This window comes from Shewanella sp. SNU WT4 (assembly GCF_006494715.1).
Classification (GTDB): domain Bacteria; phylum Pseudomonadota; class Gammaproteobacteria; order Enterobacterales; family Shewanellaceae; genus Shewanella.
Genome location: NZ_CP041151.1, coordinates 2256033 through 2275874 on the forward strand (window position 1 = coordinate 2256033; position 19842 = coordinate 2275874).

Annotated in this window: 16 protein-coding genes; 7 read left to right on the forward strand and 9 right to left on the reverse strand. The window is 45.3% G+C overall.

The window, feature by feature from the left end; translation table 11 throughout:
* Positions 1–174 precede the first annotated feature (174 nt).
* On the reverse strand, positions 175–2988 hold the full coding sequence (locus tag FJQ87_RS10135) for a methyl-accepting chemotaxis protein (protein ID WP_140932531.1): 2814 nt from the start codon (positions 2986–2988) through the stop codon (positions 175–177).
* A 31-nt stretch (positions 2989–3019) separates the two neighbouring features.
* Positions 3020–4594: an ABC transporter substrate-binding protein gene (locus FJQ87_RS10140; protein WP_140932532.1), complete on the reverse strand. Its 1575-nt coding sequence runs from the start codon at positions 4592–4594 to the stop codon at positions 3020–3022.
* A gap of 382 nt (positions 4595–4976) precedes the next feature.
* On the opposite strand from FJQ87_RS10140, the gene FJQ87_RS10145 reads away from it, so the two are divergent.
* The 3 genes from FJQ87_RS10145 to FJQ87_RS10155 all read left to right on the forward strand — a co-directional run bounded on the left by FJQ87_RS10145 (position 4977) and on the right by FJQ87_RS10155 (position 7604).
* Positions 4977–5300, forward strand: coding sequence for a chemotaxis protein (locus FJQ87_RS10145; RefSeq protein ID WP_140932533.1), 324 nt, complete (start codon positions 4977–4979; stop codon positions 5298–5300).
* 137 nt (positions 5301–5437) lie between these two features.
* Positions 5438–6871 carry a putative metalloprotease CJM1_0395 family protein gene (locus FJQ87_RS10150; RefSeq protein ID WP_140932534.1) on the forward strand — a complete coding sequence of 478 codons (1434 nt, stop codon included), beginning with the start codon at positions 5438–5440 and terminating at the stop codon, positions 6869–6871.
* Between the two features lie 397 nt (positions 6872–7268).
* Complete coding sequence (locus FJQ87_RS10155) at positions 7269–7604, forward strand: FKBP-type peptidyl-prolyl cis-trans isomerase (protein ID WP_140932535.1); 336 nt, start codon at positions 7269–7271, stop codon at positions 7602–7604.
* 112 nt (positions 7605–7716) lie between these two features.
* On the opposite strand, the gene FJQ87_RS10160 is transcribed toward FJQ87_RS10155, so the two are convergent.
* Genes FJQ87_RS10160 through cmoA form a run of 7 tightly spaced genes read right to left on the reverse strand, consistent with a single transcriptional unit; the run spans position 7717 to position 15632 of the window.
* On the reverse strand, positions 7717–8868 hold the full coding sequence (locus FJQ87_RS10160) for a DUF3541 domain-containing protein (RefSeq protein WP_140932536.1): 1152 nt from the start codon (positions 8866–8868) through the stop codon (positions 7717–7719).
* A complete protein-coding gene (locus tag FJQ87_RS10165; RefSeq protein ID WP_140932537.1) occupies positions 8804–10642 on the reverse strand; it encodes a M3 family metallopeptidase in 1839 nt (612 codons plus the stop codon). Before FJQ87_RS10165 ends, FJQ87_RS10160 begins: the two co-directional genes overlap by 65 nt.
* A complete protein-coding gene (locus FJQ87_RS10170; protein ID WP_140932538.1) occupies positions 10639–11592 on the reverse strand; it encodes an alpha-L-glutamate ligase-like protein in 954 nt (317 codons plus the stop codon). The genes FJQ87_RS10165 and FJQ87_RS10170 overlap by 4 nt, the downstream gene beginning before the upstream one ends.
* Before the next feature lie 2 nt (positions 11593–11594).
* The gene (locus FJQ87_RS10175) at positions 11595–13100 is read right to left on the reverse strand and encodes an inactive transglutaminase family protein (RefSeq protein ID WP_140932539.1); all 1506 of its coding nucleotides are present in this window, start codon (positions 13098–13100) and stop codon (positions 11595–11597) included.
* A gap of 9 nt (positions 13101–13109) precedes the next feature.
* Positions 13110–13859 carry an ATP-dependent zinc protease gene (locus FJQ87_RS10180; RefSeq protein WP_140932540.1) on the reverse strand — a complete coding sequence of 250 codons (750 nt, stop codon included), beginning with the start codon at positions 13857–13859 and terminating at the stop codon, positions 13110–13112.
* A gap of 52 nt (positions 13860–13911) precedes the next feature.
* Positions 13912–14904, reverse strand: a complete 993-nt coding sequence (gene cmoB / locus FJQ87_RS10185; RefSeq protein ID WP_140932541.1) for a tRNA 5-methoxyuridine(34)/uridine 5-oxyacetic acid(34) synthase CmoB — start codon at positions 14902–14904, stop codon at positions 13912–13914.
* Complete coding sequence (cmoA, locus tag FJQ87_RS10190) at positions 14901–15632, reverse strand: carboxy-S-adenosyl-L-methionine synthase CmoA (RefSeq protein ID WP_140932542.1); 732 nt, start codon at positions 15630–15632, stop codon at positions 14901–14903. Before cmoA ends, cmoB begins: the two co-directional genes overlap by 4 nt.
* A gap of 475 nt (positions 15633–16107) precedes the next feature.
* Here cmoA and aspS point away from each other — a divergent pair, with 475 nt between their 5' ends.
* Genes aspS through ruvA form a run of 4 tightly spaced genes read left to right on the forward strand, consistent with a single transcriptional unit; the run spans position 16108 to position 19836 of the window.
* Complete coding sequence (gene aspS / locus FJQ87_RS10195) at positions 16108–17886, forward strand: aspartate--tRNA ligase (RefSeq protein ID WP_140932543.1); 1779 nt, start codon at positions 16108–16110, stop codon at positions 17884–17886.
* Between the two features lie 59 nt (positions 17887–17945).
* Entirely contained in the window at positions 17946–18692 is a 747-nt protein-coding gene (locus FJQ87_RS10200) for a YebC/PmpR family DNA-binding transcriptional regulator (RefSeq protein WP_140932544.1), read from the forward strand.
* An 8-nt stretch (positions 18693–18700) separates the two neighbouring features.
* Positions 18701–19222 (forward strand): crossover junction endodeoxyribonuclease RuvC, encoded by a 522-nt coding sequence (ruvC, locus tag FJQ87_RS10205; RefSeq protein ID WP_140932545.1) that lies wholly within the window; start codon positions 18701–18703, stop codon positions 19220–19222.
* The gene (gene ruvA / locus FJQ87_RS10210; protein WP_140932546.1) at positions 19219–19836 is read left to right on the forward strand and encodes a Holliday junction branch migration protein RuvA; all 618 of its coding nucleotides are present in this window, start codon (positions 19219–19221) and stop codon (positions 19834–19836) included. The genes ruvC and ruvA overlap by 4 nt, the downstream gene beginning before the upstream one ends.
* Positions 19837–19842: the final 6 nt, after the last annotated feature.

Consider the following 19842-nt stretch of genomic DNA (forward strand, 5'->3'; position numbering starts at 1 on the left):
GTTTTATCATAAATATTCACCGTATTGCATAACGGTCTCAAAAATCTCGGGGGTTATACTTTTAAATATGCATAATCACGTTTTTATATTCATTTTTGTTCGATTGGTGCTCACGACAATAGCCGCTGATAATCCGTCGGGTGAACCAGAATGAGCGCTCACATTTCCCCCTAGTTATCGACGGCTTCTGTTCGGTTCCGTGTGTTCATTGAGTAAGAAAAACTCGACCATTTGCGTCAAATCTTCCGCCTGAGACAGTAAGGTTTCACTGGCAGTGGTTCCTTCTTGCACTAGCGCGGCGTTTTGTTGGGTCATATCATCCATGCGGCAAATGGAGGCATTCACTTGTTCAATGCCTATGCTTTGCTGCTGCGCCGCTATGCTGATGTCGCTCATTTTCTCGCGCACTTGTTCGACCATTAAAACTATCTCTTTTAAGGTGCTGCCGGTTTCTGTGACCAAGGCGGCGCCGCTGGCAACTTTGCTATTACTGTTTCTAATCAAACCTTTGATTTCTTTGGCTGCGCTGGCAGAACGTTGTGCTAGGTTTCTTACTTCGCTGGCGACCACGGCAAAGCCGCGACCTTGTTCACCCGCTCTCGCGGCTTCAACGGCTGCATTGAGCGCAAGGAGATTGGTTTGGAATGCAATTGCATCTATCACGCTAATGATGTCAGCAATCTTATCGCTGGCATTGGTGATTTCATTCATCGCGGCAATACTGCGATTAACCACATCGCCGCCAACTTGGGCCTTAGCACTCGCTTCGGCACTGAGGGCATTGGCTACCATGGCATTTTCAGCACTGTGTTTAACCGTCGCTGTCATTTCATCCATGCTAGCCGCCGTGGCTTGCAATGAGCTGGCTTGGGATTCAGTGCGTTTACTTAAATCACGGTTACCGGCGGTGATTTCATTGGATGAGAAAGAAATGGTTTGGGCATTAACACGAATATCGCGTATGACTTGGGTTAACTTCTCAATGGTACTATTGGTATCTTCTTTTAATATGCTTAATCGACCTTGATAGTTTTGGGTGATTCTAGCCGTTAAGTCACCGCGCGCCATAGCCCCCAAGATGCGTTGCATGTCTGCGAGTGCATCTTCAATAGTGGTGGTGAGGGTATTTAAGCCACTGGAGAGGTTGAGGAAGAAGCCTGCTTTATCTTCTAAGGTTAGGCGCCGTGAGAAGTCGCCTTTGGCTGCGTATTCTATGACGTTGTCGATTTCTTTCTCTATGGCTAATTCTGCGGTTCTATCTGTCAGTTCCACGACTATGCCTAAACGGTTACCCTTATTATCTAAGATAGGATTAGCCGCTAAGCCGAAATGCTTATTGGCCATTTTTATTTCGCTGTAATGGCCTGTGGTGAGCTTATCCAATAATTGGCGTTGGTGGGCAGGATGCTGGTGGAACATATCGATTGACTGGCCAATGATGGCGGTAGAGCGAAAGTTGGTAATGTGACGACTAATGTCTTCTTCGACGTCTTTTAGCATCTTATTAGCCGCATGGTTGATGTAGATAATCTTGTATTCATTATCAGCAATTAAGGTGTTGGTTGAGACGTTATCAAGTGCCTGTCTGACTCTGGCATTTTCTTCACTGACCTGCTGCGCGTTTTTTTCTATTATTTTGCGCTCATTTTCCAGTTTCTGGACATTAACCAGTGATGAGTTAGTGGCGACTTTTATCGATAATAAGTCACCTTTAAAATCAGCTTCAATGCGATGACTAAAGTCACCTTTAGCCAGTTTCTCCATTACTTTAGTGATTTCAGTGACAGCAGTTTCACTGGATGAGATTAAGCGGTTAAATGCTGACGCACATTGACCAATTTCATCTTTACTGTCCACTGGTATACGTATTGAGTAATTACCATCGTCTGCCACTTGTTGGAGTGAGTTTGACAATCGGATCACGGGTCGAGTCAATGACAGGGAAAAACTCAACGCGAGCAGTAAAATGATAGCGGTCGATAATCCTAAGGTTAACCATACAATGTTACTTAGTCTTGATACTGGGGCAAATGCTTCAGCAGCGTCAATTTCTGCCACTAATGCCCATACTAAATCGCCGACCTGAACCCAGGTATAAGCGGACAATACTTTGTTATTGTTGTAGTCAAAGATTACCTTAGAGTCGGTTTGCTTTTGTAACCCAGCGTTACTTGCTACCGTGTTAACACTACCCGTTGCTGGATTGGCGAATGAATTGATGACACTGCGCCGCTCTGGATCTGGAAATGAGTCTGAACGCATTAAGAAGTCGGGGCCAACCAAGTAAGTTTCACCTGTGGCGCCCATGCCATTACGCTGCAGCATAATATTGTTAATGGCATCAATAGATATTTGAATCACGACTACGGCCTGAATCGTGCCCTCTAAGTCTTTAACGGGCGCCCCCATAAAAGCCACTGGGCGATTCTCTAACGGGCTATATGGCATAAAATCTTGAAATTGAATGCTATCTTGCTCAATCACTTTACGCCAAAGAGTGCTTAACGGATTGGTTTGGTTGCTTTCAAGTGAGAGGTTAATACCGAGATCACTGGCTGATTTAGCAGAGTAGATCACATGGCCAACATCCTTACTGATAATATAGACATCAGCATAACCAAAAATATTGACGTAATTTAGTAAGTTAGCTCCATTTTCTTGCCAAATCTCTTGGTACTCATAAGTATCTATATTGAAGTTATCTTGTGGGCCTATTTCTTCATCAATGGCATACAAGGTTAGCAAGCGATTAATTTTGCGTACATCTTCACTGCCAGCCAGTAATGTTATGTCATTGACGACGCGCTCAAAGTAAGAATCTATCTGATTCTTCTTCACTTCTCGCATGCTAAGCAGTTGAGCAAAAGCTTGGGTGGTCAGTGACGCGGTAGAGTTTTGCAATGCCAAGGTTGCAATGATCCCTAAGGGCGCTAAGCCGATAAGCAAGAAGATAAGCAATAACTTGGTTCGTAATGATAAGTTTTTCACGGCATATCTCCCTTGATTAGCGCTTACTTAGCTACTTAATCGACCAATGCTGAGACGACAATTCAATTTCCCATAAAGGGATGCTTGCCATCTTGTAAGGCGAATATTCAACATGTCTATTTACTGCAAAGACGTTATTCGGCGCGGGGACGAATAGCATGTAAGCGTTGTCGTAAACGTGATGCATAATATTTTTGGAAACATCAGTAAATTCAGGGGTATTAATGCTCGCTTTAAACATATCGTCGATATAGCCATCAAGCTTAGGGTCGGGGAAGATGGTGCTCCAATTGTTATGGGTGCGATATACCAAAAACGCCGACCAAGGGTGGTTGAAATACCAATCATCATCGCCCCATACTAGTAAATCCCATGCTTGGGTATTGTTACCGGTACGGGTAGACAGTAGTTGCTCAAAAACCACTTTTTCACTGCTGGTAATTTCAAAGTCGAGCTCAACCCCTACCTTACGTAAATCCCGAGAAACACCTTTCCATAAGAACATGAATCTATCTTGAGTTAAGACCTTAAGTTTAATGCCGTTAAGCGTTTCAGTGAGTTGCTCTCGGATGCTCTCGGGCGGCATCACCTCTGAATATGGCTTAAGTTCTGTTACTACATCTTTAACCCCAGGGAAATAGGGGGATGCCAAGGTAGGCTTAGTAACCCCTTCACCTTCGTAGTATTTATCGAGTAATTTCTGTTGGTCTATGGCTTTATTAAGGGCGACTCGTACCTCTTTTTGCAATAACTTAGGATTACCATTAATCAGATTAAAATGTATGGCAATGTTATTGGTCGACGGGGCAGAAACTAGCTTCACAAAGGGAGAGTTGTGCACATCGCCCTTGGCTGAAAATGGGATCGGCATAATATCGAGTTTATCGTTATTATCTAAAGCCATCTGCAACGCTTTTTTGTTGTCCAGTTCAGTGTAAACCGTCACAGTTTCAATTTTTGGGTACTCAGGATTCCAATAGTTAGGATTCGCTTTTAATACGACCTGAGGCGTTTGCCTATCACCTTCTACAAACCCTTCTGTTAATACGTAAGGGCCGAGTCCATAGGGGCCTGCCTCCGCTAAATTCGGACAGGTTTGTTTGCCATTCCAGCCAAACTTTTGTAAATAAGCATCGGTATAAAATTGTAGCCAAATAACATCATTTAAAAATTGACCGTATTTTTCATTCAAATAAAAGCGCACGGTGAAATCATCCACCTTCTCAGCGCTTTTTAAGACTTTATCAATCTTGGTGAACAAAAATGGTTTCTTCAAAAAGTAGTTCACATTGCTGATCACAGCGTCGGCATTAAATGGCGTGCCATCTTGAAATTTAACGCCACGGCGCAAAGTAAACTCATAGGTAAGATCATCAATTTGTTGATGGCTGGTGGCCATATCATATTCCCAACCTTGGTCGTTATTAGCTGGGCGTATTAATGCGCTATTAATGGCATGGGAAATATAGATATAAGGCAAGCTTGGTATAAATACTTTGAGGTGAGAACCCGCCACGGGCTCAGCCTGAATCGTCGGGCTAAGGGTAAACATTGAAAGGACTAAACAGCTAAGCAGATTTTTCTTCAAAAAACTAACGTTAGTCATTGTGGATATCCTTATCGCAATAGGTTTACAAGTGCCTGTGGCCTCCCGCTATAAATTGAGTGTAGTCAGATTCTTATGAAACGCATATGTCGATAGTGGTAGCTTAGTATTAGCACTTAAAATCAATGGCATTTTTGGTTGTTGCGTCAAAAACTAGTGTGAGCGAGGCGTGATATTGAGGCTATTCAACCATTTTACGCGGTCTAAAAAGTGGTTATGAAAGAGCAACTGCAGCGCCAAACGGCTGAGGACAACGTAGAAATATTTATGGATGAATGCCTTTAGACGCAAATGGTATTAGCTACGGCTTGTCGCGTTAAAAAAAATTGTCATACTGAAGTTAAGTTGTACCTAGTGTTTATCCAACAGCCAAGGAGCGGTTATGCAAATTCCATCTGCTACACAGTCGGGTGTCTCTGGCTTACAAAGTGCTCAGTCTGGATTAACTCAAGCGACTGTCGATGTAGCAAAACCTGAACCTAGCTCGCCAACATCTAATCCAACCAGCTCATCCACATCGGCCAGTAATTCGAGTTCGGCGACTAATAATACCGCTAACCTTTCAAGTGCTGAATCTCGGCAAACCGCAGATACAGTGTCTGCTCTGACTAAAGCGTCACAAGCTGAAAATCAAGCGGCGGCATCCGCTGAAGTCATAGAAACTGATGATGAAGCCATAGGTAGTGTGATTAATATCCGAGTGTAATCTTGGAGTGTGATTGGTCATTTCTATGTAAGAATTTGATTGAGTTATTGGATTCAACGATCTGATTAATTTCTTCTAGTTGCTAATAGCTTATTTACTGGCTAACCCTATATAAGCTTAATTGAAGTTAAATCATCATGTTGATTGGAAAGCTACCTAGCTCTGAAGCGGTTTCATCTACTAAGGTCGTGAAAGCTGTAAATGCAATAACGGCTACGCCTGTTAGCGCGACTGATTTAGCTCGTGTGGCAAGTCAATCGTCAGCTTCAATTGATACCGCCACCGGGCATAACGCCGCGACTCATTATCAATCGGCTAATTTTGAAGCCGCTAATCTTGAGTCATCTAAGCGTGAATCTTCAACGTTAGCGTCACCTAAACATGCCACAACACCTCCCATGGGCGGGGACTCAAGTCATCAGGCACATTTCTCGACTGATTTAACCAATGCGTCATCATCCATTAGCTTACGTTCTGGTGCTAAAACTCTTGATGCTTTTATTAATAGTCGGGCAAATGCTGGATTAAATTCCCGTGCACATGTATTTGCTGCAGCTTCGAGCACGTTATCAACGGCCAAATTAAGTGTTGATGAATCGCCGCTGGTGGCCGGACAATCTGATAAAGGGACTATTGATAAAGGGACCATCGATAAAGTCAGTCAAGATACGCAAGCATTGGCTCCTCATGTAAGTGTTGTTCATCATGCTGATAATCCCGAGAGTGCTCAAGCTCATAGCGCTATTGCTACCAATCATGCGATAGCTGCCACAGACCCTTTCAATGGTTCCTCTAATACAAGTAATACAGCAGCAACGGATGAATATAGTGGCCTTGATAGAAGTCACGAGGAGAGCCCAACAAATGATAACGCTGCAGAACCTGAAGACAAACATACCAATCATGATGAACATGAGAGCGATGAACATAACCCATCGCGGGCTTTAGCTGAGCTTGCACAAGCCGAATTAATTCAATTGCAACAAAGAGACAGCGAAGTGCGCCAACACGAGCAAGCGCATGCGGCTTTAGGCGGTATGCATGCTGGCGCGCCCAGTTATCAATTTGAACAAGGCAGTGATGGTAAGCGTTATGCTGTTGAAGGTGAGGTTGCCATTGATGTGTCAGTTATTACTGGCGATCCGCAGGCGACCATTAAAAAGATGCAACAAATTCATGCGGCGGCGTTAGCACCCATGGAGCCGTCCATGGCGGATATTCAAGTGGCTAATCTTGCTATGCGTAATATGCAGCAAGCGCGGCAGCAATTGGCTGATGAGCGTGAGCAAGCATCTCGGGCTAAGTTTGAAGAGGCGTTTTCTGATAACACTGCATTTGGAAAAGCTGAACGCAGTAACTCTATAGCCGAGAAAGCAAAAACTCAGACTCAGGATCACGACTCACAGTTAGCGCCGCAAGAGAGATATAGCTTAACGCCGCCGAGTGCGACCTTAGCTATCAAGGGATCCGCTACAGCCAATAGTGATGACTCGACATCAGTATTGATTGAACAGCAGCGGCGTACTAATAGTGAGTTGGTGGCTTTGAGATTAACTAAGCGCGCAGGTTGATTACACCAGTTTTTGCTGGTGGCTTTAATGGGGATAATGGCTGGTGGTCATTTGTGGTGAAAATAATTCACTAGTAAAGCACCAAATTTAATGCGCTTTGAGTGATTCTGGTGAAAAATGCATATTTACTAACAGATAAATTCAATCAAGTTCAGCTCAACTTAGCTTAGTGCCATTCAGTTTAGTTCAGTGTAAAACCATGCAATATAACATCTAACATCCACCATTTAGCTATCAGCACTTAGTCATCATAAGTTTGAGATCTAATGCCAATCTTGGCGCCGTTAAATTGTGCGATGGCGCGCATTTTTCCTGTTGCGGACGTCCAAGCCATGAGGCTAAAGTTTTGCTGTGATATTATGGCGCATCAAAAGTAGTGTTTATACAGAGAAAATACATGAACGAATTAGTGGTTAACGACTTAGTTGTTGGTGATGGTAAAGAAGTCGTCAAGGGCGCTTTGATCACCTTGCATTATACCGGCACTTTAGATGATGGCACTGTGTTTGATTCATCGCACAAGCGCGGTCAAGCGTTCCAATGTGTGATTGGTACTGGTCGTGTGATTAAAGGTTGGGATCAAGGCATGATGGGTATGAAGGTTGGCGGTAAGCGTCAATTGAACGTACCAGCCCACTTAGCTTATGGTGAGCGTCAAATGGGCGCACTTATTCCTGCTAATTCCAATCTTAACTTTGAGGTTGAATTGTTTGAAGTATTGACTCGCGATTAAGTAAGCCCTAGCAATAACACGCGTGTAATATAAAAAAATCGAGCCAATTGGCTCGATTTTTTAATGGGAAAGTATTGAATGGATTAGATTCAGTGGCTTGGCTTGGCTTGGCTTAGTTAGCTACTGTCACCTGTTTAGGTAATAGCTTTTTAGTGACCTTGAGTTCCGCAAGTTTTGGCCCTGGATGCAAACGCTCTGGCCAGTTAAACAGCATAATCGCCAGTACGTTTCTATGCTCACCCGAGGTCAGATCTGGATTGCCTCGAGGCGATGGGATCACCTGTAAATCTGCTTGATAACGCGCCGCGATGGCCGCTTTTGTTTTTGCTACCACAGGGTGATTATCTTGGCCTGCGAGTAAAAAGCTGATCCCAACCTCAGTGATAATATCCGCCGTTGCGTCAGTTAAAATCCGCTCAATATTGGCGTCAAAATAAGATAAAATCCACGCAAACTCTTTAGCATCAACATCTTTTTGATAGTAACCACTGGCCGCAAAAATGAAATGAGTCATGCCATATAACTTATTTCTAAATTGCGCTTTAGTTAACTTGGCATCGTTTGCCGCTGGGTAAACTTGATTAAATGCCTGTTTATAAACATCAACATAATCACCAACCCCAAGTTGCTTGGCCCAATAGACATAGTTTATTAGCTGCGCCGCCCAAGATTTAATCATGGCTGGATCAGTTAAGCCGGTTTTTAAGTCCGTGGCTTTTAGGGCATTAATCAGTTCTTGATGACAAGGGCCTTGTAATCCAAATTCATCAATGCGACTGGCAGTGCGCAGTAAAATATCGGTATAGAACAAGAATTCAGGGAAGGGCGCCAATGCCTTTTGGCGCGCCTTCGCCCGCGGGCCCTTACCGAGTGCATCAATGGCAAGCTGCGACTGCTCAGCGACAAAGGTCTTATCTTTGAGCTTACAAGCATAGAAGCTTTGATTTTCGCTAATTACAAACAAATCGGTTAACGCTGCATTGGCATATTTGTCATTGCCAGTCATGCGATACATTCTGATCCCGTAATGACCTAATACCCGCGGTGGTAATTGATATAAGTTATCTTCAAGATGGTGTTGAATGCTTGTGGCTATGTGCTGCCATTGCTGCGCTTGTGCGCCAGCGTCCACCGTTGGCGCGACTTGATGCGCCGATTGTGGCCGCGTTTCAAGCTGCGACTTATCTTGCGCTAAGGCGTTATAACTTAGAACACAAAGACAAAGTGCGCTTAGGGTGCGTGGATGAATGAGCATAGTTAACATGATAAGAACTCCCTATGGCGAAATTCCCAAGGGAAGCTGCCGGTAATAATGGTGCCAATCTGGTGGTTAAGGGCAAGTGCTGCGGATTAATCACTAATAATTGCGTAATCGCCATGTCTGCCTGTTGTCGGCAATCTTGACTGGCTTGATAAAGCTGCTGACTCATCGCCTGCGCCCACAATTGACTGAGCTGATGCGCCCCTGTGGTAATACTCGAAAACCCGTAATAGGCAATATCAGCGTTCGGCCACGCCTCGCCAAATAAGTCAGTAAATAGCGATGCTAGATTAATATCATCGCCATAAAACTTAAGTGCCGCCGCCGCTTGAAATAACTGCCAATGGGCTTGATAGCGAGTCAAGGTAGTGTCCCTAGCGCCAGCTCTGAACCAAGTATCCGCTACTGGCTGCAGCAGTTGAATAAGCCACTCTTTAGCGAGTAAATCGCTATCGCCAATAAGTTCATTATGATTATTGAGACTAAATTGACTGCTGGCACTAATAGTTACTATCGCCTTAGCCAGTTGCCCTAACAATTGCGATACCTGACTTAGGCTATTGACTGAACTTGGATAACTGAGCACTACCTGAGCGTGCGCGCTTGGCCGTGCGGCTAGGCTAATAATATGCATTTGCGCCGGCGCGTGCGATTTAGGGGGAGTTGGCTCTGGTTGAGCATCATTATGGTAAAGCTTAAGTATGCCTAGCAGATGGCGCTGATAACGGATAGCCCAGCCGTGCTCGGTTGTTTCTATGTCAAAGCCCAAGGTTTGCAATTTTTGCCGCCAAGCATTGAGCAGTATATCGCTGGACATAGCGCTTAATGCGGTTTTAGGCTGTTTAGCTAGGGCTTGATATAAGCTCCAAGGCGCCACGGCTAAAGTGCGACTTACTTGCGCGCTATTGACTAGTCCTGAGATAAATTGCTGACGCTCAGTTTGGCTTGCCAAATGAGTGCCATAGAGCTGTAAATCATTAAAGTTGTCGTGTTTTTGAAGATTTGCTTGTTGCTTGCGGATAGCTTGCAAAGCCTCTAACGCTTCTTGGTTACGCGCCTGCGCCCGTAAATGATACGCCGCCCATAAGCCTTGGCGGCACTGCGCGTTAGGCTCATTAAGTAAGTAACGCGCCAGTTGGGCGGTGGGAGGCACACTATCATTTTGCCAAGTAAGGCAATTAGCCCCGGCTATTGATAATGAAAAATCTGAGCTTGCTAGATGATATTGAATACTGGCGTCAATGCTTGCAACTAACCCTTTTTGCTTTTGCGCTAATTTTTGGCGATTAAGCGCCGCTATGCGCGTCGCAAACTGCTGGATATCTAAGTTTTGCGCGACTAAAGCGCGTGGCAGCCAAGCTTGTACTGGCGCGCTATTGATAATTGTTTGCAGGCGGTCGGCCAATAGAATTTGGCAGCGGGTTAATAGTGGGCGGCGATTGGCGCTAAGTGACGGTTGGTCACTAAGAGCAAGCCTAAAATAAAGAGTGCTCAAGGGTTTGAGCACATCATCAAGTTGCTGCGCCGCAAGATTAATATTCTTATCTAACATTAATGGTGCTGCCGGCGTTAATAAGGACTCGCAAGATGGCTTAGTTAAGATGCTCTTATCTAAATCATAAATTGCTGATGAGGCGGTTGCTGATAAAGATGATTCTGGTGCGGTTGTCGCGAGTAAAGAAGGATTTACTGAGCTTGCGGCTGCTAAGGTCGATAACGACCCGCAGCACACAAGTAGGCTCGCTAGCCTAAGACCAATAAAGACTGCTGGCCTCATGGGGTTGCAGTACCAAAATGGGCTTTAGCGTAAGCGACACGCTCTTCAACTGATAAGGGTTTACCTCGCAGCGATTCAACATGCTGCAATCTTGGCAAAATACCTATGCCATTAGCGATTTGAATGGCAAGACCTGGACGGGCATTGAGCTCTAACATCAAAGGGCCGCGATTTTTATCCAGCACCATATCAGTGCCAAGATAGCCAAGCTCACTCATTTCATAAGCGCTTGATGCGGTATGCAGCAAGGTATCCCAGTGCGGCACTTGGATTTTAACCAAATCAAGGCCCGTGTCTGGATGGTGCACAATCGGCTGATTAAACTGCACCGCGCGAATGCCGCGACCGGTGGTAATATCAAGACCAACCCCTACAGCGCCTTGGTGTAAGTTAGCTTTACCATCAGAGGCGCTGGTTGATAAGCGCAGCATCCCCATGACTGGGTAACCTTTAAACACGATTAAGCGAATATCAGGTACGCCCTCATAGCTAAAGCCATCAAAGACAGGGTCAAATTGGATAAGCCCCTCAACAATCGCTACATCGGATTTACCGCCCAGAGAAAACAAACCGCTCAAGATATTAGAGGCGTGTCTGTCTATCTCGTTTGGGGTCACTTCCTGACCACTTGGCTTATAAAAGTGGCCATTAGCCACTTGAGTGATCACTAAAATCCCTTTGCCGCCCGAGCCTTTTGATGGCTTGATCACAAAGCCATCGTGACCAGCTAGCATGGCCGGAATACTCGCAATTTGGTGCTGCTGGGCAATTACGCCGATGAGATCAGGCACGGCAATATTATTCGCCAGCGCCAATTGCTTAGTAATCAGCTTGTCATCAACCCGTTTGTAAAATTTACGCGGGTTGTAGCGCGAAATATAATCAATATTGCGCTTGTTCATGCTAAGCACGCCCGCGGCTTTGAGCTTCCATGGCGAGGTGAACATCATAGCTATTCTCCAGCCAAAGGCTTAAAGCGTTTTAATTCCAGCACTTTATAACCAGTATATTGGCCCATTATCAGCACCAATGCCAAGATCACTAAATGAATGCCTAAGAAGTTAAATACCCAATGTTGCACCCATGCGGCGCTCATCGCTAAGTAAGCTAAGGTGGCGACTAATAAGCTGCCGCCGCCTTGAATAACAACTTCTTTCGCGCCTTCTTCTTCCCATAAAATCGACATGCGCTCAATGGTCCATGCCAAAATAATCATAGGGAAGAAGGTAATGGTCAGGCCTTCACTTAAACCGAACTTAAACGACAAAATAGTAAAGAGCCCTATGATGCCTATCACCACAATAATGACCGCGGATATTCGCGAGATCAGCAATAAATTGAGCTTAGATAGGTATGAGCGGATCATTAAGCCAAAGGCAACCACGAGCAAAAAGCCCACAAGGCCAGTTAATAGCGTGGTTTGAATAAAGGCGAGGGCGATTAATACTGGCATAAAAGTACCAGAGGTTCTAAAGCCGATAATCACTCGTAAAAACACTACTATTAATACGCCGACCGGGATTAACAAGATGCCTTTAAACAGGTTTTGCTCTTCAAGCGGCAATGAATAGAGTGAAAAATCCAGATCGTTAGCATTGCGCATCATATCAATAGAAGTGGCTAGTGCGCTGCGAGTATCTTGCAGCATAGAAAAGCTAACTTGAGAATTGATACCACCCACCACATCTAACACTGACTTTCCATTGCGCTCCCACAGTAACATGTCATCGCTGCGACCTTGGGTGCCAGCGACTACATCAAATAGATACCATTGACCGTCTTGGTACACTTCAGCCATAGGGCGTAGTGATTGCCGGCGGCGCTGATCTTCTAATTTAAGCGCGCTGACTTCATGGGCCGCTATGCCTTTGTTTTGCAATAAGCGCACAAATAACTGAGTCGCTGAGTTATTGGATAATAATAACTCCATGTTCTGCGTGCGTTCTTTTGCGCTAATGGCTTTGAGTAACTGTTGGGCGAATGAAAGATTACTAGCACTGCGTTCCCAAGCGGAATCTGTCACTTGCTTAGCCGCGGTTAATTCAGTGGCTGGCCATAAGAAAGGCTCTGGGGTTGGCGGCGCAATATCGGTAAGAATCTCAGTTTTACCAGTAGGCACTAAGGTTAAACGATAATATAAGTCTTGCGTGCCTATGGCTTGGCGGCTAGACCAGATCACCCGTCTTTGGCCTTGATTTTCACCAATGGTCATGCCGTAACCTGGCGAGCTAGCATTTTGGGCTAAGACTTCAAAGGCTGGATCTTGAGGTAAACTAAAAGAGACTTCAGCAGGCTCGCCAGTTCCTTGAAAACTGACTTTGGCATCCACCGCCCAGCTTTCGATTTGTTTGCCTGGTAAAAATGGCACCTTGTGTTCAATGCCGCGATACACACTAGAGCCAATGCCTGTAATTAATAGCAGAGCTACGAGAATATAAAATGGGGTACGAGATTGCATCCGTCGTCCTTATTTAGCGTTTTTAGTCGGAGATGGAATAGACTTGCCATGTAAAAAGGCTTGGCTAACATCGACAACCGCAATATCTTTCATGAACTTACGTCCCAGCAGTAATTGATATTCAAGACCGCTGCGGTTATTGAGGTTTAATGAGGTTTGCGCTTTATAAGCGCCAATCTGCAAATGGGCCGTAATGACTGGGCGTCTGTCATCATTACTGGTGGCTTCATCGCCTTTAATGCGTACAAAACGCTCCACCTTAGATTCAAAAGTTTTTAATGGTGCATCACCACCTTCAACATTGACATCAAAGCGCACCCATTGCTGACCATCACGCTCAAACAAGATGATGTTTCTGGCATCCAGTGACGAAGATTCAGCCCCAGTATCAATGCGAGTATCAAAACCTGCTTGCAATTCATCGACAAACACAAATTCAACTTGGCCAAGAATAATCTTTTCGCCAATGCTGTCTTCTGGGCAAGTGGCAGGTTCAGTGACTATCACAGGCGGGACCTCAGTATTGATGCTGCCAACTTGATTTTTTAAGTCGCTTAAATCTTGATGAAGCACATCCATCCGCTGCTGCTGGCCTTGGCAGGCGCTGTTAATCGCCGCCACTAACGCCGCTTGTTGTTGCTGCAAATTGGTTGCTAATTGCGTTTCAGTCAGCGCTGGAATTTCTGGTTGCTTGGCCGTCATGGCACAACCCGATAACACTAATAAGCTGGCGGCGAGGGTGATATTGGTTTTTATCATAGCGAGGGTTCCATTAACTATGTTGTGCATGCTTAACAGCACATTAAAAGGCTCACGCCGTCTGTAAATTACTCGCTAACTTGCGGGCAATTATGGTCGCGCGTTTTGGCGCTGGATAGCCTTCAACGGTTCGAGTCATATCATCGCTAGCGAGATAATCGACCAAGGATTCATTCGGCATCCAGTCAGTGCTGCGCTGCTCTGCTAATGAGGTCACATCTAAATTGACGCAGCGAACATCAGTAAAGTCACATTTTTCGAGCCATAAAGTTAAGGCCGCAACTGAAGGTAAAAACCAGACGTTATTCATCTTGCCATAACGATCGCTTGGTACCAACACAGTATTTTCATCGCCATCGACCACTAAGGTTTCAAGCACTAGCTCGCCATCATTACGCAATTGGTCGCGCAGTTGCAGTAAATGATCGATGGGCGAGCGTCTATGGTACAAAACGCCCATAGAGAATACGGTATCAAAGGCATCCAGTGGTGGTAATTCTTCTATGCCTAGTGGTAATAAATGCACGGGCTTATCTGAGCCTTCTAAACGCTTAACCGCTTCAAACTGGCATAAGAATAAAGGGGATGGGTCAATGCCAACCACGCGTTTGGCGCCAGCGCCCAGCATACGCCACATGTGATAACCACTGCCGCAGCCAACATCAAGCACAGTGCGGTTTTTTAAGGGTGAAATATGGGGTAATACCCGATCCCATTTCCAGTCTGAGCGCCACTCAGTATCAATGTGAATACCGTGAATATGAAACGGACCTTTGCGCCATGGCGAAAACATACGTAACAAGTTTTCGAGTTTTTGCTGCTCGCCGGCCGCTAACTGCTGGCCTGAGCCAATAGTGACACTCTCTATGAGATCAACAGTATCTGGCGCTGAGAAGTTAAGCTTATGCAGCACTTTTTCCCATTTAGGCAGATTGCCATGCTTATGGTTGCGTTGCCATTCGCCTAAAATGGCAGGCAAGGTTTCGAGCCAATGTTGTAAATTAGAATCGGCAATTTGTTTATAGAAGCTACTGAAACTTATCACTTAATGGCCACCATGGAAGTAAAGTTAAAACACTGGAACCACGGACTAAAATGACTAAAACCTGTGGTAAGTAAACGCTGTTTGTGAGTTTCTATGGTGTCTGGTTTCATCACATTTTCCAGAGCACTGCGCTTTTGACTGATCTCAAGCTCACTGTAACCATTGGCGCGTTTAAAATCTAAATGCAGTTCATCGAGCAGTTGCTGAGTGACTTCATCTTCAAATCTGAGCTTTTCAGAGATGACCAAGATAGCCCCTGGTTGCATACCTTGATAAATAGAGGCAATTAAGGCGTCTCTGTCTTCTGGCGGTAAAAACTGCAAGGTGAAGTTTAAGATAACCATGGAAGCGTCGCTAAAATTAACATGACGAATGTCGGCGCACAGTAATTCCACTTCAATATCGCTGCGATAGGCATTGAGGTTTTCTTGGCATCTGTCCAGCATTGATTGGCTGTTATCGACCGCGATTATTTTAGCCTGGCGGCCTTCAATTTTACGGCGAACGCTTAACGTGGCAGAACCTAATGAACAACCTAAATCATAGACTTGACTGTTTGGCGTCACAAAACGATCAGCGAAATCGGCGAGGGTATTGATAATTTGGCTATAACCTGGAACTGAGCGACGGATCATGTCATTAAACACACCAGCGACCCGGCTGTCGAAGGCAAAATCGGCGATAACGTCGGTTGCCTGCGCATAAATAGTGTCTTGAGAAGAATGCATCTCATACTCAATAGTTATGGATAAGTGCTTATTTTAGCGAATGCTCGGCTTTAGCGGCAAGCGCAGTGCGGCTTATTTACCAGATTTTACCTGATTTTTAGCGTGAATCGGCTCAGGCACTTTTCGCGCAACAAATCATTAACTGTATTGCTGCGTTTTTATTAAGACTTTCTTATTAAGGATTTGCTCTGATTGCAATTTGTTAACCTTGGGTTTGCGCAGCCTTTCGATAATGTTAACGCGATTGTCTGCGATTACGGCAAAGCGGGCGTGATTCCAGTAGGACTTGCCAAGCAAATGACGAGGATGTGGCACAGAACTGAGTAATTATGAGCAAATTCATTCATAAACTGCTTGTTAGTTCACCGACTAACCTAGAAGGACTTTGGTAATCGAGATAATTTCTCTATAATGCCAGTCTTATTTTGTAATCAGTTTTTCCACTTGCCGGTCACCGGATAAAGGATAGAGTTAGATGCGCACTCATTATTGTGGAGACGTCAATAAGTCTCATCTTGGACAAGAAGTTACCTTAGTCGGTTGGGTTAACCGCAGCCGTGATTTGGGTGGCGTGATCTTTTTAGACCTGCGTGACCGCGAAGGCTTGGTCCAAGTTGTTTATGATCCAGATTTAGCAGAAATTTTTGAATTGGCTAGCAGTTTACGTAGCGAGTTCTGCGTACAAGTTAAAGGTCTAGTTCGTGCTCGCCCTGATTCACAAATCAAGGCCGACATGAAAACGGGTGAAATTGAGATTCTGGGTAAAGACTTAACCATTATCAATGCTTCTGCACCGCTGCCACTGAGCATGGATAACTTCCAAAACAACTCAGAAGAGCAACGCCTTAAGTATCGTTACTTAGATCTACGTCGCCCAGAAATGGCTGACCGCTTGGTTTTCCGCGCTAAAGTGACCAGCGCTGTGCGCCGCTTCTTAGATAGCAATGGCTTCTTAGATATTGAAACGCCGATTTTAACTAAGGCAACGCCAGAAGGCGCGCGCGACTATTTAGTCCCAAGCCGTACTTATAAAGGTCAGTTCTTCGCTCTGCCACAATCACCACAGTTATTTAAGCAATTACTGATGATGTCTGGCTTTGATAGATACTATCAAATCGTAAAATGCTTCCGTGATGAAGATTTACGTGCTGACCGTCAGCCAGAATTTACCCAAATCGATATCGAAACTTCATTCATGTCATCTGAGCAAGTGATGGCTAAGACTGAAGAAATGATCCGCGGTTTATTCTTAGAGCTGATGAATGTTGATTTGGGTGAATTCCCACGCATGACTTGGCACGAAGCTATGCGTCGCTTTGGCTCTGATAAGCCTGACTTACGTAACCCGTTAGAATTAGTGGATGTGGCTGATTTACTGCAGGGTGTTGAGTTTGCTGTATTTAAAGGCCCAGCTGAAGATCCAAAAGGTCGCGTTGCTGTTATTCGTGTTCCTAATGGCGCGAGCTTAAGCCGTAAGCAAATTGACGATTACACTAAGTTTGTTGGTATCTACGGTGCCAAAGGCTTAGCTTGGATGAAAATCAATGATGTAAGCCTTGGCATGGAAGGCATTCAATCACCAGTACTTAAGTTCTTAACCAAAGAAATGGTTGATGGCATCATAGCTCGCACTGGTGCGACTGATGGCGATATCCTGATGTTTGGCGCTGATAAAGCTAACGTAGTGGCTGAAGCTCTGGGCGCATTGCGCTTGAAGTTAGGCGAAGACTTAAACTTACTGCAAGGTGAGTGGCGCCCAATGTGGGTGGTTGACTTCCCTATGTTTGAAGAAGCCGATGGCCGCTTATATGCCGTTCATCACCCATTCACTGCGCCAAGCGGTGTTACTGCAGAAGAATTAGCGGCCGATCCTGCTAATGCAGTATCAGATGCTTACGACATGGTACTGAACGGTTGTGAATTAGGTGGCGGTTCAGTGCGTATCCATCATCAAGACATGCAAAGCACGGTATTCCGTATTTTGGGCATTGAAGATGAAGAAGCGACTGAAAAGTTTGGTTTCTTATTAGAAGCCTTACGTTACGGTACGCCGCCGCATGCTGGTTTAGCGTTCGGTTTAGACCGTTTAATCATGTTGATGACTGGTGCTCAGTCAATCCGTGATGTGATGGCTTTCCCTAAGACTACCACTGCTGCGTGTCCGCTGACTAATGCTCCTGGTTATGCCAATCCACAACAGTTGGTTGATTTAGGTATTGGTGTGCTGCCAAAGGCCGATGCGAAAGACGCATAACTAACCCAACACCGAGGCTGATGCCTCGGTTTGTTTTTATAGGGTCTGAGGAGAACACTATGGCCGGACATAGCAAGTGGGATAACATTAAGCATCGCAAAGCGGCGCAAGATGCTAAGCGCGGTAAACTCTTTACTAAATTTATTCGAGAACTGACCGTCTCTGCCCGCGAAGGTGGTTCAGATCCCGATGCCAATCCAAGATTACGCGCCGCCATAGATAAAGCCTTATCTAATAACATGACGCGCGATACCGTTGAGCGCGCCGTTAAACGTGGCGCTGGTGAAACCGATGGCGCCGCCTTAGAAACCATAGTTTATGAAGGTTATGGCCCAGGTGGCACAGCCGTGATGGTTGAATGCATGACAGATAATCGCAATCGCACTGTCTCTGCCGTTAGAAATGCATTTTCTAAATCCGGTGGTAACTTAGGTACCGATGGCAGTGTTGCCTACCTCTTTACTAAGCTTGGCGTGATTTCATTTGCTGCCAGTGTTGATGAAGACGCTCTGATGGACGCGGCGCTTGACGCTGGCGCTGATGATGTTGTGACTCATGACGATGGCTCGGTGGATGTCTTTACCCAGCCAGAAAATTTTGGCGCGGTAAAAGATAGTTTAGATGCTGCAAACTTTGACGCCATCAATGCCGAAGTTACTATGGTGCCAGCAACTAAAGCTCTGCTTGATGCCGATAGCGCGCCGACATTTTTGCGATTGATAGATATCCTTGAAGATAATGATGATGTGCAAGAGGTGTATCACAACGCTGATATCAGCGATGACGTCATGGACACGCTAGTTTAAGGGAGCTTATGGCCATCATATTGGGTGTTGATCCAGGTTCAAGGATCACAGGTTATGGCGTTATCAAGTGCGTCGGTCGGCAACAAATCTATTTGGGCAGCGGTTGTATCCGCACTTCATCCGATCAATTACCTTTGCGCCTAAAGCAAATTTTTGATGGTCTTACCCAAATCATTAGTCAGTTTCAGCCCGATGAATTTGCCATTGAAAAAGTCTTTATGGCAAAAAATGCCGATTCCGCGTTAAAACTAGGGCAGGCGCGTGGCGCCGCCATAGTCGCGGCCATGAATGGTGATTTACCGGTTGCTGAATATACCGCCACTCAGATAAAAAACTCGGTAGTCGGGACGGGCCGCGCCGAAAAAGCACAAGTGCAGCATATGGTGACGGCCTTATTAAAATTACCAGCGGCGCCGCAAGCCGACGCCGCAGATGCATTGGCAGTAGCCATGTGTCATTATCACACCAATCAAAGCTTGGTGGCCTTGGGCGGCCGAGCGAGTTCACGCAGCTATGGAAGATATAAATGATAGGTCGACTGCAAGGAGTCTTGTTAGAAAAACAAGCACCAGATGTATTAATTGACGTGAACGGCGTAGGTTACGAAGTTCAAATGCCGCTTAGCTGTTTTTATGAGTTACCTGAGCTGCAACAATCTGTGGCCATTTATACCCACTTTGTCGTGCGCGAAGATGCGCAGTTGCTTTATGGCTTTATTAATAAGCAAGAGCGCGCCTTATTTCGTTTGTTGATTAAAACCAACGGTGTTGGCCCGAAATTAGCGTTAACCATTTTATCTGGTATGACGGCCAGTGAATTTGTGCAAAGTGTTGAGCGCGATGATGTTGCCACCTTAGTGAAGTTACCTGGGGTTGGTAAGAAAACTGCCGAGCGTTTACTGGTTGAAATGCGCGACAAGCTTAAATCGTTAATGGCTGCATCCACGGGCAACGAAAAAGAGTTTGTGTTGCAGTCTAACTTTAAGCCTGTACCGCAAGCTAACAGCGCTGAAGAAGATGCCATTGCCGCGTTATTGTCACTTGGCTATAAGCCAGCGCAGGCAAGCCGAGTGGTGAGTCAAGTCATGACGGTTGACATGGACAGTGAAACCCTGATTAAAGCCGCCCTTAAGGCCATGTTATAAGGTTTG